Source organism: Alterinioella nitratireducens, assembly GCF_013155465.1.
Classification (GTDB): Bacteria; Pseudomonadota; Alphaproteobacteria; order Rhodobacterales; family Rhodobacteraceae; genus Alterinioella; species Alterinioella nitratireducens.
The window spans coordinates 84,256-97,840 of sequence record NZ_JABJVX010000002.1 but is presented as its reverse complement, the minus strand read 5'-3'; the positions used below and the strand labels follow the sequence as shown (position 1 = coordinate 97,840).

The window sequence follows — 13,585 nt, the reverse complement described above, 5'->3', positions numbered from 1 at the left end:
CCGTCAGGCGGCGCCATACCCCGCCCCGCCACAGCTTTCCACGATCAGTCGGTCGCCCCGGTCCAGCACCACCGCCGAACGCGGGCCCAGGATCTCGACCGCGCCGCCCGCGCGCCGGATCTGCGCCGCCGCCGGTTTCGGCGCCCTGCCCCCCGCGGACCCTTCCGGCACCCGCTGGAACCGCTCGCCCCGGACCGAGACCGCGATGCCGTCCGACAGCGCCTCATAGACCCGCCGCACCCCGTCGCCGCCGGGAAAGCGCCCCGCCCCGCCCGAGCCGCGCCGCCGCTCGGCGCTGATCATGCGGATCGGCAGCTCCGCCTCGATGATCTCCACCGGCGTGTTGCGCGCATTGCCCACATCGGTCGAGGTGCCATGCGCGCCGGGTGCGTCCGGGCCGCCGCCCGCCCCGCCCGCGACGATCTCGGTCGCCAGGAACCGCGCGCCATCCGGCCCCTGTCCCGAAAACGCGATCACATAGGCCATGCCGCAATTGGCCGCCGGACGGCGCTTGGGGTCCATGCCCGCCAATGCCGCCAGCACGGTCGAGGTGATCGCCCGGACCATGTTGGTGCGCGCGTTGACCGGGGCGGGCGGCGCGGCGTTTACCACGCTCGCCTCGGGCAGGACCAGGCGCAGGCAACGCAACAAGCCGCCATTGCGCGGGGCACCCTCTGGCAGCAGCGTCAGCATCGCATAGAGCAGGGCGGAAAGCGGCCCCGACGCGACGCAGTTGATCGGCGCGGGAACCTGCGGCGAGGATCCGGTGAAATCGGCACTCAGCCCCTTGGGCGTCACCGTCAGGCGCACCGACACGCTTGAGGTGCCAAGCGCCGCGTCGGGGTCCAGCCCATCCGTCGCGCGGGCCTCGGCCCTTGCCAGCCGTGCGAGCGCGGCCAGCGTTTCGGCCTCGCCTCTGTCCAGCAACTCGCCCGCCGCGTGAAGAAACCCATCCACGCCGAGGTCACCCACGATCCGCCGTAGTCCCCTCACCGCCGTCAGGCTTGCGGCGATCTGCGCGTCCAGATCGGCCAGCACCGTCTGCGGCACCCGGCTGTTGGCCGCGATCAGCCCGCGCATTTCCTCGGACAGGCGATGGTCCGCGCCCGCCCGCATCACCGGCAGGCGCAGCCCCTCCTGCGCGATCTCGGTCGCATCGGGCGGCACCGATCCGGGGCGTGTGCCGCCGATATCCTGATGGTGCAGCAGGCTGGCCGCGACACCGATCAGTCGCCCTTGCGCAAAGACCGGCAGCATCACCGCGATATCGGGCAGATGCGTGCCGCCCGAATAGGGATCGTTGGCCAGGAAGAGATCGCCCTCGCACATCCCCTCCGCCGGGTAACGCGCAAAGAGCGCCTGAACCTGTCCCGGCAGCGCGCCCAGAAGCAGCGGGATAGCCTCCGACATCGCCAGCAACTCGCCGCCCGCGGTGAACAGCGCCGAGGCACAATCCGCCGCCTCCCGCGCGACCGGAGAGACCGCCGTGTCCAGCAGCATCCGCTGCATGGCCTCGGCCAGCCCATCCAGCCGCATCTGCAAGATCCGGCCCGCCTGCGTCATCCGCCTACCCTTTCCAGCCGCGTGCCGCCGGGGATAGCGACTGCGCGCCAACCTTTCGGGGCGGCCACCTCGCCTTCGCCCATATCCCGCGCCAACGCGCCGGTCAGGTCGTCCGCCCGCGTGCAAAGCTGCGTCACATGCCCCGGCCCCTGCGGCGCGATCGCATAGCGGGCGCGATAGGCGGCGTGATACGCGACGGCCAGCCCATCAAGCCGTTCGGGGTCGACGGCCACCTCAAGCTCCGGCATCCTTGGGCGCGGCGCGATGCGGGCGTGGACGGTGCCTTCGCCCTTTGCTGTCAGCATGTCTGCCGTCACGTTGTCCAGCGCCGCGTCGATCCGGGTGATCGTCTCGCTGCGCCTCGGGGCCTGCGCCAGCCCCACCGCCCCGGCGATGGCGGGCAGATGCGGCAGCAGCACGTGATCCAGCCCAAGCGCCTCGGCGATCCCTGGCCCCATCAGCGCCCCGGCCCCGCCTGTCAGCACCAGGCCCGCGCGGGTCGGGTCGGTATTGCGACGGGTGGCGTGACGGGTGATCGCCTCGGCCAGCGCCTGAGACGCCACGCCAAGCAGCTGTGCCGCCTCCGAGGTCGGACAATCGCTCTGCCCCGGCATCAACCCGGCCGCGATCAGCGCGTCATCCAGCGTGTGGCGTGACCCGGCCACGGTTTGCGCGCCGCCGATCGCAAGGCTTTCCAGATCGACGCGGCCCCCCCGGATCGGCAGCCCCGCCAACACGCCCCCTTCGGTCAGGGCAGGGGCACCGCCGCGCACCAGCGCGATGTCGGTGGTGCGTGACCCGATATCGAGCGCGACCGCGTCACCCTCCGCCGCCAGCGCCGCCGCCCGGAGCGACGCCGCAGGCCCGCCCGCGATCAGCGGCACCAGCGACGTTGGCGCCGCCGTCAACACGCCGCGCCCGTCGCCCCAGACCCATCGGCCCGCAAACCCCGCCCCCCGCAGCCGCGCCCGAAGCGCGTCCAGCGCGGGCAATGCCGTGATCCGCAGCCAGGCGTCCAGAACGGTCGAGACCGTGCGTTCGAACTCGCGCGGCTCAGGGTCGATCCGGTGCGACAGGCTGACGGTCAGGCCGGGGGCCGCCGCGCTCAGCGCCTCGGCCACGGCGCGCTCATGGCGGCCATCGACATGGGCATGCAGCAGGCAGACCGCCACCGCCGTGATCCCCCGCGCCGCGAAGCCCTCGGCGATCCGCGCGACCTGGCCTTGATCGACCGGCGAGATCTCTCCTCCCCCGGCATCCATCCGGGCCGAAACCCCCTCGACACAGTCGATGAGGTGCTCGGGCGTGGCCACCCGCGTCACCGGATCGTAGAGCGACAGGCGGTCCTGCCGGCCCAAAACGGCGACATCCTCGAACCCGGCACTGGCGATCAGCCCGATCTGCGGCAGGCCGCCACCCTGCGCGTCATGCAGGCAATTGAGAAACCCGGTCGAGGCGATGCGAATTTCGGCAAGCGCCCCCGGCGCGATACCCAGGCCCCGCAGCCCCGCCACCACATCCTCGGACAGATCGCCGCCCACCGGCTCCTTGGCGTGACCGATCACGCCGCCATCCCCCCAGGCCAGCATGTCGATGAACCGCGCGCCGACATCCACACCGAGCCGCGTCATGCGACCTCGATCCGCACGGGCCGCGATGCGGTATCCCGCGTGCCCCGGCCGCGAAACAACAGCGGCGCGGCGGTCAACAGGATCGGTGGCGGATCGGTCCCGGCGCGCATGCCATCCCTTGCCTCTTCTCGGATGGCTTGATTGTTCGGTCCCGCCTGTCAAAATGCAAACGAATATACCTCACCTCTGCATAAGAAAATCTGATGAAGATCACCCTGCGCCAGATTCGCGCCTTCGCCGCCGTTGCCGAAACCCAAGGCTTCACCACGGCGGCCGAGCGGCTGAACCTGACGCAATCGGCGGTCAGCATGCTGGTGCGGCAGTTGGAGGAGATCCTCGGGCTTGAATTGTTCATCCGCACCGGGCGCGGCGTGATGCTGACCGAGTTCGGCGACCAGGCCCGCCCGGTCTTTGCCCGCGTCATGGCCGATCTGGAGGGCGTGCAGGACGCGGCGCAGGGGCTCAGGGCGCTCAGCCGGGGCACCTTGCGGCTGGCGCTGACGCAGGTTCTGGCGGCGACATGGTTGCCGGGTGTCCTAGACCGGTTCAGCCACGACCATCCCGGCGTCGCGCTGGAGATCGCCGACATCACCGGCGACCGGATCGTGCAGGCCATCGCGCGCGACGAGGCCGAAATCGGCATCGGTCCCGCGCGCAGCCATGGGCCCGATGTCGTCTCACTCCCGCTCTGGCGGGTGCCGATCCGGCTGGTGACGCCGCGCGGGCAGGGCACAGGGCAGGAAGGGCGGCAGTGGATCCACTATTCCGACGAATTCCGCGTCCTGCTGGAACAGGCCCACCAGTTGCACGAGGCGGCGGGCAGCGCGATCCGGGTGCGCAGCCTGATCCCGGCGTTGGCGATGATCGGGCGCGGGCGCTACGTGACCGCCGCGCCCTCCTATGCCGCCGGTTTCGCGGAGCAGTTCGACATCGCGTTCCACGATTTCCCCGATCCCGCCGTCACGCAGGAGTTCATGATCTACCTGCGCCGCGACCATGCGGTGTCTCCCGCCGCGCGCGCCTTTCAGGAGATCGCGGTGTCCGCGCCGCCGATCGGGGCGACACGGCTTGTGGTGACCAGATAGCGCCCCGGCATAGGGGCCACGCGCGCCCCGAAGACAGCGGGCCGATCCGCCCAAACGATCCCCTCCGCCTCGGGCAAAGGCCCCCAGAGCGCCGCCCCTGATCCCGCCTCCGCGCCCGCCGTCAAATCAACCTCGGCCGGTTTGCAGGCTCCGTCCTCCGCCCCCGGCCAGCCGATGCCGTGCAGGAACGCCGGTTCCGCCAGCCGCGTCATCGGGTCCAGCCTTGCGCCATCCGATACACCCGCCAGCCAGCGCCATTGGCCTCTTGCACGCAATCGCATCCCCTCGCCATCGTGCCAGAGCCAGAGGGCCGACCAATCAATCAACCCCGCCCGCCCCGCGCGGATGGTCAGCGGCACGGGCGCGTCCTCGGGCAGGCCCGGAAACGCCGCGACCGGCGCCTGCGTCAGCGAGACCAGCGCCGCGTCGAACCCGTTTCGGGCCATCATCTGCGCCAGCGACACGCGCAGCGGGAAATAGCCGTCGATCGTGTCCTCGAAGATGCGGGTGTCGGTTAGGGGCATGGCTCAGAACAGCCCGAAATATTCCTGATGCTCCCAGTCCGAGACGGTCATCAGGTAGCGATCCCATTCCGCGCGTTTCAGCGTCACGAGGTAATCGACCACACCCTCGCCAAGCGCCTTGCGGTAGAACGCCGATCCCTCGAACGCCTCGACCGCCGCGATCAGACTGCGGGGCAGGGGGGTGCCGGCCTCGGTATAGGGCGTCTCGCTCGGGCGGGGCGCGGGCTCACCCGCCTCGATCCCCGAGAGCCCTGAGAGGATCTGCGCGGCAAAGGCGTAATGCGGGTTGGCGGTGGTATCGGCGACACGGTTTTCCACGCGTGAGGCATCATCGCCGGGGGCCAGCAGCGCGCGCAGCATCGCGCCCCGGTTATCCGCGCCCCATTGCACCGAGTTGGGGGCCAGCTGGAACGGCGCGAAGCGCTTGTAGCCGTTCACCGTCGGGTTGGTCAGCAGGCAGGACGCGGCGGCGTGTTTCAACAGCCCCGCGATCCAGCCGCTGGCAGCTTGCGTCAGCGCGCCATCTGCCTCGGGCCGGAACAGCGGCCTGCCGGTCCGCGCGTCCTGCAAGGATTGATGAATATGCCAGCCATTCGCGGCGGCATTGGGCAGGTTCGGCTTGGCCATGAAACTGGCATGCAGCCCGCGTGTGTGACAGACCTCCTTCACCATGGTGCGGAAGAGGACGAAGCGATCCGCCTGCACCTGCGGGTCCGACGGGTCGAAGGTGAACTCGAACTGGCTCGGCCCCATCTCGATCTCCATCGAGCGGGGGCGCAGCCCAAGCCCCTCGGCCATCCGCCGCAGATGATCCAGCAGCCCCTCGACCTCGGCATATCGGGTCTCGGTCAGGTATTGGTAGCCCTGCGTCAGGTTGCGCGTCTGAACCGGCGCACCGGGCATGGTGGCCTGCGCATGGGTCAGCGCGGGGTCCAGCCGCTCGAACACCTGGAACTCCACCTCCAACCCGAAAAGCGCGCGATACCCTGCGCCCTCCAGCTTGCCCACGGCATCGGCCAGAACCGCGCCCGAGGAAAACGAGACCGGCGCGCCCGACCGTTGGCAGACATCGCAGAGCAGGATCGCCGAATGTGGCGACCAGGGCAGCGGAAAGAAGCGCGCCGGGTCCGGCCACAAGATCACGTCGCCCGCGCCGCCAAAGGGCTGATCGGCGACCGAGACACCCGCGCTCCAGACCGGGAACACGGTGCGGTGCGAGGTGTCTTTCAGAAGCAGCGTCGAGGGCACGCCGATGCCGGAAGTGAAGGCCGAGGCCAGCGCGCGGGCAACAATCATCTTGCCGCGCAGGATGCCGTGCTGGTCGGCAAAGACCATGCGGATGGTCTCCAGGCCGGTCTCCTCGACCTTGGCCAGCAACGCCTCAGCCGCCGCAATCGCGGCCCCATCGTAGCGGCCCGCGCGGGTCAGGGCCGCCGTGAAATCATCCGAACCCATAACAGCCCCTCAGACCGTGGCGTCCCAGGGGCACTCTGCCCGACGCGCCAGATCGGCCGCGCGGCTGGCTGATTTCCAGTCCTGCGTCCCGGCGATGGAATCGTTCGACAGCGGCCCGACCAGGCGCGTCACGTCATCGCCGCGCATCGGCAAAGCACCCTCGTCGCCCTCCTCAACCGCCTTGATCGCCTGCCGCAGCATCCGGCGATACCGGATGATCGCCACGTCGCTGCGGCCCAGGTGTTCCTGCGTGCGGTCCTGGATCGCGCCCATGCCTTCCACTGCCCATTGGTCATGCACGTTGATGTCCAGCCCCATGCCGGTATAGGTCAGCCGCTCCTGCTCCGCCGGGTCGTAGTGGTAGTTGTTCTCGCGGTTCTTCAAGGGCGCATAATCCGGCAGGCGGTGTTCCTTCAGGCGCTGCGCGCGCATCACCTCCTTGTTGACGGGATTCTTGAAGCTGGTGAAGACGGTGTACCAATAACAATTCTCGTCATCGACCGGCACATGCCATTGCGTGATCGTCATCTCGCGCGACATCGGGATGCAGATCGCCTCGGGGAAGATCTGGTTGGTCACGCGCACATGGGTCAGGTCGTTCGCCATGTGGCGCAGCGCGGTGATCCTGAGGCCGTATTCCGTCTCATCGACCTGGATGTCGGGGCGCGGGTATTCGCGCAGAACCTGCGTCATCGGCATGTCGGTATGGGCCGCCTTGTCGCGGAACTGCTGGCCGTATCCCTCTTCGGGGTCGGCATCCTCCAGGAACCGGTGCAGGTAGGAGGCATGCGCCGGGTCGATCCCGATTTCCAGCGCCTGCAGCCAGTTGCATTGCCACAGCCCCTTGAAGGCGAAGACGTGATCCTCGGGTGCGCGGAAACAGTCGAAATTCGGGAAAGCCGGTGGGTCACCGGGTCCGAGATAGGCAAAGACCACACCCGCGCGGTCTACCGCCGGGTAGCGCGGGCCGCCCTGGACCTCGCGGATGTCGCCGCTGGCTGGGTGGTGCGTCGGGGCCTCGGACGGGTCGGCCTGCCGCGTGATCAGCAGCAGGCCGTCGCCCTCGCGGATCAGCGCCAGCCGTTCGCCCATCAGGTTCACCGGCACCGGGACATCGCCCTGCACCTCGTCGCTCAGCGCGGCGGGCTGCCAATAGCGCCGCAGCACCGCGCCCGCCTGCGTTTCCGGGCCGATCCGGGTGATCTGGTCGTTAAGCTCCTGGCTGATCATCTGCGTTCCCCTTCCGAGACCTGGGCGAAAATGACGCCGCCCTCTTCGCGCACCGGCACCATCGGCACCTTGATCTGGGTGTGCATGGTCGAGCCCTCGGGTTCCGCAGGCTGTTCGACACATTGCCCGGTGCGATCAAAATGCCAGCCATGGAACGGACAGCGCAAGCCGTTATCCTCGAGCCGCCCGAAACACAGATCGGCACCGCGATGCGGGCAGTTGCGCCCGATTAGGCCAAGCTGGCCCTCATCGTCGCGGAAAAGCACATAGCGCTGCCCCGCCAGCGTCACCGGCATCACCGCGCGGCCCGTGTCCAGTTCAGAGCTGCTGGCGATCCGGGTCCAGCGGACGGTTTGCGTTTCGGGATGCGATGTCATGGGGTGCCTCGGGGGGTGTTTCTATATCCGAAGATTTGTTCGCAATAGGACGGTAGGCCAGGTTGCACGACAGGTCAACGCCGCGCCATTTCTTGACATGAATAATGATTCATGTTTCATAAACGTGGAGGAGACCCAAGGGAGAGGAACTCAAGACATGAAACGGACATTTTCGGCCGCGCTGCTGGCCTCGGTCGTGGCGACTCCGCTCGCCGCCGAGATCCGCATCGGCCATATCTACGGCCAGACCGGCGCGCTGGAGGCCTATGCCGCCCAAAGCCACACCGGGCTGATGCTGGGGCTGGAATATGCCACCGGCGGCACGATGGAGGTGAACGGCGAGCCGATCAGCGTGCTGGAATACGACACGCAGCTTGACCCCGCCCGCGCTCGCGCGTTGCTGGCCGAGGCCTATGGCGATGACGAGGTGCATATCGCGGTCGGCCCGGTGTCTTCTGGCGTGGCGCTGGCCATGCTGCCCGTGGCCGAGGAATACGAACAGATCCTGATCGTGGAACCGGCGGTCGCCGATTCGATCACCGGCGCGAACTGGAACCGCTATATCTTCCGCACCTCGCGGAACTCCTCGCAGGACGCCATTTCCAACGCCATCGCCCTGGGCGAAGAGGGCGTCGCCATCGCCACGCTGGCGCAGGACTACGCCTTTGGCCGCGACGGCGTTTCGGCCTTTGCCGAGGCGCTGGAGGGCACCGGGGCCGAGATCGTGCACCAGGAGTTTGTGCCGACCGACACCACCGATTTCACCGCCGCCGCCGAACGCATCTTCCAGGCCATGGCGGATGTCGAGGCCGAACGCCGCGTGCTCTTCATCATCTGGGCGGGCGGCGGCAACCCGATGGGCGCCTTGAACGCCATGGACCCCTCGCGCTTCGGGGTCGAGATCGCCACCGGCGGCAACATCCTGCCCGCGCTGGTGGCGTATCGCGACCTGCCGGGGCTGGAGGGCGCGACCTACTATTATTACGAGATCCCGCAAAACGAGGTGAATGACTGGCTGGTCGAGACGCATTTCGAACGCTTCGGCACCCCGCCCGATTTCTTCACCGCGGGCGGCATGGCCGCGGGCATCGCCATCGTCGAGGCGATCGAGGCCGCGGGCACGTATGAGGATACCGAGGCGCTGATCGCGGCGATGGAAGGCATGACCTGGGAAACCCCCAAGGGCCCGATGACCTTCCGCCCCGAGGATCACCAGGCGATGCAATCCATGTATCACTTCCGCATCGAGGTGCAGGACGGCGTCGATTGGGGCGTGCCGGTCCTGGTGCGCGAGATCGAAGCGGGCGACATGGACGTGCCGATCCGCAACTGACCCCCCGGCCCGGCACGCGCGCAAGCCTGCCGGGCCGCCTTACCAGGATCTTCCCGACATGACCCGGACACTTCTGGAAACCACCGACCTCACGGTTCGGTTCGGCGGCCATGTGGCGGTCGATCGGGTCACCTGCGCCTTTCACGCGGGCGAACTGACCGCCATCGTCGGGCCGAACGGCGCGGGCAAGACGACCTATTTCAACCTCATCTCGGGGCAGATCGGCGTCAGCGCGGGCCGGGTGAAGCTGAAGGGCCATGACGTGACGCGGTTCAACGTCTCGCGCCGCTGCAAGATGGGCCTTGGCCGCGCCTTCCAGCTGACCAACCTTTTCCCCGCGCTCAGCGTTCTGGAAAACGTCCGCCTCGTGATGCAGTCGCGCATGGGCAAGGGGTTCAACCTCTTCACCACGGCGGCCAGCCATACCGAGATCACCGAGGCCGCGATGGCGGTGCTGTCCCGCGTGCGCCTCGACGGTCTGCGCGATCAGAAAGTGTCCGAACTCAGCCACGGCAACCAGCGCAAACTGGAGGTGGCGATGCTGATCGCGCTCGACCCGGATGTCTACATGTTCGATGAACCCACGGCGGGGATGAGCGTCGATGAGGCCCCCGTGGTCCTCGACCTGATCGCCGAGCTGAAACAGGACCGGGACCGCACGATCCTGCTGGTCGAACACAAGATGGACGTGATCCGGAGCCTCGCCGACCGCATCATCGTGCTGCATAACGGCGCGCTGGTCGCCGATGGCCCGCCGGCCGAGGTCATGGCCTCGGACGTGGTGCAGGAGGCCTATATGGGCAAGGAGCTGGCCGATGTCTGACCCCATCCTGACGCTCGACGCTATCGCCACCGACATTGCGCAATACCACATCCTGAAAGGTGTCGGTTTTCAGGTGCCGCGCGGGCAGGTCACCATGCTTCTGGGGCGCAACGGGGTCGGCAAGACCACCACCATGCGCACGATCATGGGCCTTCTGCGCAACAAATCCGGCCAGATCCGGTTCGACGGGCAGGAGATCGGCGCGCTTCCCGCCTCGGCGCGGGCGCGGGCTGGCATCGGTTACGTCCCCGAGGATATGGGCATTTTCACCGATCTGACGGTCGAGGAGAATATGCACCTCGCCGCCGTCTCCGGGGCCCCCGATCAGGCCCGGCTGGATTGGCTCTTCTCCGTCTTCCCGCCGCTCAAGACCTTCTGGCGGACCTCTGCGGGCAACCTGTCGGGCGGGCAGAAACAGATGCTCTCCATCGCGCGCGCCATGATAGAGGAGCGTCGCCTCTACCTGATCGACGAACCCACCAAGGGCCTCGCGCCCGCCATTGTCGCCACCATGGTCGGTGCCCTGCGCGACCTCAAACGCCAGGGCGCATCCATCCTGCTGGTCGAACAGAATTTCGCCGTCGCCCGCGCGCTTGGCGACAAGGTTGTCGTGATGGATGACGGCCATGTCACATGGGAAGGCGACATGGGCGAGCTTGCAACCGATACCGGCCTTCAGGAACGCCTGATGGGCCTCAGCATGGAGGCCGGATGATGTCAGCCGCCCCCGATCATAGCCCCACATTCGCGCGCCTCACGCTCATCGACCGGCTTGGCCGCGCCGCGCCCTACCTGCTGGTGCCGGTGCTGGTCGTGCTCGGCTTCCTGGCCATCGGCGCGCCGACAAGCTGGCTGACGCTGACGGTCTCGGGCCTCGCAATGGGGATGATGATCTTCATCATGGCCTCGGGCCTCACGCTGGTCTTCGGCCTCATGGACATCATCAATTTCGGCCATGGCGCGTTCATCTCTCTGGGCGCTTTCGTCGGCGTCTCGGTCCTTTTCGCGCTGCCGGGCTGGACCGATGCCGCCTCGCTGCCCCTCAACATCGCCGCGATCCTGCTGGCGATCCTCGCCGCGATGGTCCTGACCGGCGCGCTGTCCTGGGTGTTCGAGCGGGTGATCATCCGCCCGGTCTACGGCTCGCACCTGAAACAGATCCTGATCACCGTCGGCGCGCTGATCGTGCTGGAGGAGGCGATCCACGTCATCTGGGGCGGCGAGGAGATCTTCCTGATCCGCCCCAGTGAACTGCGCGGCGCGATCACCTTCGCCGGGGCCGCGCTGGAGAAATACCGCATCCTCGCCGTGGTCCTCGGCCTCGCCATCTTCTTCGCCCTGCGCGTGGTCCTGCGCCGCACCAAGATCGGCCTCATCGTGCGCGCGGGCGTGGAAAACCCCGACATGGTCGAGGCGCTCGGCTACCGGCTGAAACTGGTCTTCATCGGCGTCTTTATCGCGGGGTCCGCGCTGGCGGGTCTCGGCGGGGTGATGTGGGCGCTCTACGAACAGGTCATCACCGCCGGCATGGGCGAGAACATGATGGTGCTGATCTTCATCGTCGTCATCATCGGCGGGCTCGGCTCGGTCGAGGGGGCCTTTGTCGGCGCGCTGCTGGTCGGCCTCCTGCAGAACTACGTCGCGTTTCTTGAGCCGAAACTGGCGCTCATTTCCAACATCGCCCTGATGACCGCGATCCTGCTCTGGCGGCCCGAGGGCATGATGCGCGTAGCGAAAGGACACTGATATGGGTCTCCGGCTTCTCTCGGGCGATGCGCCCCGTTCAGGCATCCTGTCCCTGCTGCTGATCGTGGTGTTCCTGGGCCTCGCCCTCGCGCCGTTCCTCTTTCCGGGGGTGCGCGCGTTGCACACGGCGGCGACGATCTGCGTCTTCATCCTGCTGGTCGCCTCCTATGACCTGCTCTTGGGCTATTCCGGCATCGTCAGCTTCGCGCACACGATGTTCTTCGGCCTCGGGGCCTGTGGCGTGGCGCTGGCCTCGATCCATATGGGCCGGGGGTGGGACGCGCTGCTGGTCGGCACGCTGTCGGGCGCGCTGGCCGCTACGGTGCTGGCCTATGTCATCGGCCTCTTCTCACTCAGGGTGCGCGCGATCTTCTTCGCCATGATCACGCTGGCAGTGGCTTCCGCCGTGGCGGTGCTGGTCAGCCAGCTGTTCCAGTTGACAGGCGGCGAGGACGGCCTGACCTACCAGATCCCGCGCGAACTGACCCCCGCCTTCCGGTTCGGAGAGGTCTTCGGCACCAACCTCAACGGGCGGCTCCTGAACTATTACCTGGTATTCTTCGCCTGCCTCGCCCTGTTCCTGCTGCTCCTGCGGCTGGTCAATTCGCCTTTCGGACGGGTGCTGCAATCCATCCGCGAGAACGATTTCCGCGCCGAGGCCATTGGCTACCGTGTCGTGCATTACCGCACCGCCGCGACCTGCATGTCGGCGGCCATCGCCGCACTCGCGGGCAGTCTCTACGCGATCTGGCTGCGCTATGTCGGCCCCGACACGACGCTGAGCTTCGAGATCATGATCGACGTGCTTTTGATGGTGGTGATCGGCGGCATGGGCACGATGTATGGCGCGGTCATCGGGGCCACGATCTTCGTGCTGGCGCAGAACTACCTGCAAAACCTGATGGGCGTGGCGGCCGAGGCCACCGCAAACCTGCCGCTCATTCCCGACCTGATCGACCCGAACCGCTGGCTGATGTGGCTCGGTATCCTCTTCGTGCTCAGCGTCTATTTCTTTCCCTCCGGCATTGTCGGGCGGCTGAGGGCAGGGCGCTGAGCCCCCCCCAACCCATCCTGTTCCTGCATGGCTGGACGATGCGGGGGGCGATCTTCGATGACGTGATCGCGCGGCTCGGCCCCGGTTTCGACTGCGCCGCCCCCGATCTGCCCGGTCACGGCTGTGCCGCCACGCGCCCCGCCACGCTGGAGGCCTGCGCCACCCTGGTTGCGCATAGCCTCGCGCGCTGGCCGGGGCAGCGCCCGCTGGTCGTGGGCTGGTCGATGGGGGCGGCGGCGGCCTGGCGCTACATCGCCCGGCGCGGAACGGGCAGGATCGGCGCGCTGATGACGATCGACATGAGCCCCCGGATGCAGCCCGCCCCCGACTGGCCGCACGGGCTGATCGGCCAGAACGCGGCCAGCATCGCCGCCACCACGGCCCGCTTCGCCGAGGATTGGGAGGGGGCCACCCACGGCATCGCCGCCACCATGTTCGCAAGCTCGGACGGCGCGCCGACCCTCACGCGTGAGGAGGCGCGCCAGGTGATCCTGACGCAGGATCCCGGCCAGATGCGGCGGCTGTGGCAGGATATGGTGACAATGGACCTGCGTGGCGTGATCGGGCAGATCGACCGCCCCTACCTCGTCGCCTCGGGCGCGAAAAGCCGCGTCTATCCCGGCAGCGCCGCCGACTGGATCGCCGAAGCCGCCCCGCACGCGCGCCGCCACGTCTTTGCCCATTCCGGCCATTCCCCGCATCTGGAGGAACCCGAGACCTTCGCCCGAACCGTTCAGGACTTCGCCACCCTGATCCCGGCCTGA

General features: G+C 68.0%; 13 protein-coding genes. 7 read left to right on the top strand and 6 right to left on the bottom strand.

Annotated elements, in window-relative coordinates:
* Positions 1-3: 3 nt before the first annotated feature.
* The gene (locus tag HNS34_RS03660; RefSeq protein ID WP_172318144.1) at positions 4-1,563 is read right to left on the bottom strand and encodes a hydantoinase B/oxoprolinase family protein; all 1,560 of its coding nucleotides are present in this window, start codon (positions 1,561-1,563) and stop codon (positions 4-6) included.
* Positions 1,560-3,194, bottom strand: coding sequence for a hydantoinase/oxoprolinase N-terminal domain-containing protein (locus HNS34_RS03655; RefSeq protein WP_172318142.1), 1,635 nt, complete (start codon positions 3,192-3,194; stop codon positions 1,560-1,562). The genes HNS34_RS03660 and HNS34_RS03655 overlap by 4 nt, the downstream gene beginning before the upstream one ends.
* A 203-nt stretch (positions 3,195-3,397) precedes the next feature.
* On the opposite strand from HNS34_RS03655, the gene HNS34_RS03650 reads away from it, so the two are divergent.
* Positions 3,398-4,279: a LysR family transcriptional regulator gene (locus HNS34_RS03650; protein WP_172318140.1), complete on the top strand. Its 882-nt coding sequence runs from the start codon at positions 3,398-3,400 to the stop codon at positions 4,277-4,279.
* On the opposite strand, the gene HNS34_RS03645 is transcribed toward HNS34_RS03650, so the two are convergent.
* Genes HNS34_RS03645 through HNS34_RS03630 form a run of 4 tightly spaced genes read right to left on the bottom strand, consistent with a single transcriptional unit; the run spans position 4,219 to position 7,865 of the window.
* Positions 4,219-4,803, bottom strand: coding sequence for a hypothetical protein (locus tag HNS34_RS03645; protein ID WP_172318138.1), 585 nt, complete (start codon positions 4,801-4,803; stop codon positions 4,219-4,221). The two genes, HNS34_RS03650 and HNS34_RS03645, sit on opposite strands and share 61 nt — an antisense overlap.
* 3 nt (positions 4,804-4,806) lie before the next feature.
* On the bottom strand, positions 4,807-6,258 hold the full coding sequence (locus HNS34_RS03640) for a glutamine synthetase family protein (RefSeq protein ID WP_172318136.1): 1,452 nt from the start codon (positions 6,256-6,258) through the stop codon (positions 4,807-4,809).
* Positions 6,259-6,267: 9 nt separating this feature from the next.
* Complete coding sequence (locus tag HNS34_RS03635; protein WP_172318134.1) at positions 6,268-7,488, bottom strand: aromatic ring-hydroxylating oxygenase subunit alpha; 1,221 nt, start codon at positions 7,486-7,488, stop codon at positions 6,268-6,270.
* Entirely contained in the window at positions 7,485-7,865 is a 381-nt protein-coding gene (locus tag HNS34_RS03630) for a Rieske 2Fe-2S domain-containing protein (RefSeq protein ID WP_172318132.1), read from the bottom strand. The genes HNS34_RS03635 and HNS34_RS03630 overlap by 4 nt, the downstream gene beginning before the upstream one ends.
* 157 nt (positions 7,866-8,022) lie before the next feature.
* Between HNS34_RS03630 and HNS34_RS03625 the strand changes: the two genes are divergently transcribed.
* The 6 genes from HNS34_RS03625 to HNS34_RS03600 are packed head-to-tail and all read left to right on the top strand — an operon-like array spanning position 8,023 to position 13,585.
* Positions 8,023-9,198, top strand: a complete 1,176-nt coding sequence (locus tag HNS34_RS03625; protein ID WP_172318130.1) for a substrate-binding domain-containing protein — start codon at positions 8,023-8,025, stop codon at positions 9,196-9,198.
* A 58-nt stretch (positions 9,199-9,256) separates the two neighbouring features.
* The gene (locus tag HNS34_RS03620; RefSeq protein ID WP_172318128.1) at positions 9,257-10,021 is read left to right on the top strand and encodes an ABC transporter ATP-binding protein; all 765 of its coding nucleotides are present in this window, start codon (positions 9,257-9,259) and stop codon (positions 10,019-10,021) included.
* Positions 10,014-10,736, top strand: a complete 723-nt coding sequence (locus HNS34_RS03615; protein ID WP_172318126.1) for an ABC transporter ATP-binding protein — start codon at positions 10,014-10,016, stop codon at positions 10,734-10,736. The genes HNS34_RS03620 and HNS34_RS03615 overlap by 8 nt, the downstream gene beginning before the upstream one ends.
* Positions 10,736-11,767 carry a branched-chain amino acid ABC transporter permease gene (locus HNS34_RS03610; protein WP_172318124.1) on the top strand — a complete coding sequence of 344 codons (1,032 nt, stop codon included), beginning with the start codon at positions 10,736-10,738 and terminating at the stop codon, positions 11,765-11,767. Before HNS34_RS03615 ends, HNS34_RS03610 begins: the two co-directional genes overlap by 1 nt.
* Before the next feature lies 1 nt (position 11,768).
* Entirely contained in the window at positions 11,769-12,821 is a 1,053-nt protein-coding gene (locus tag HNS34_RS03605) for a branched-chain amino acid ABC transporter permease (RefSeq protein ID WP_172318122.1), read from the top strand.
* The gene (locus HNS34_RS03600; RefSeq protein WP_328700461.1) at positions 12,743-13,585 is read left to right on the top strand and encodes an alpha/beta fold hydrolase; all 843 of its coding nucleotides are present in this window, start codon (positions 12,743-12,745) and stop codon (positions 13,583-13,585) included. The genes HNS34_RS03605 and HNS34_RS03600 overlap by 79 nt, the downstream gene beginning before the upstream one ends.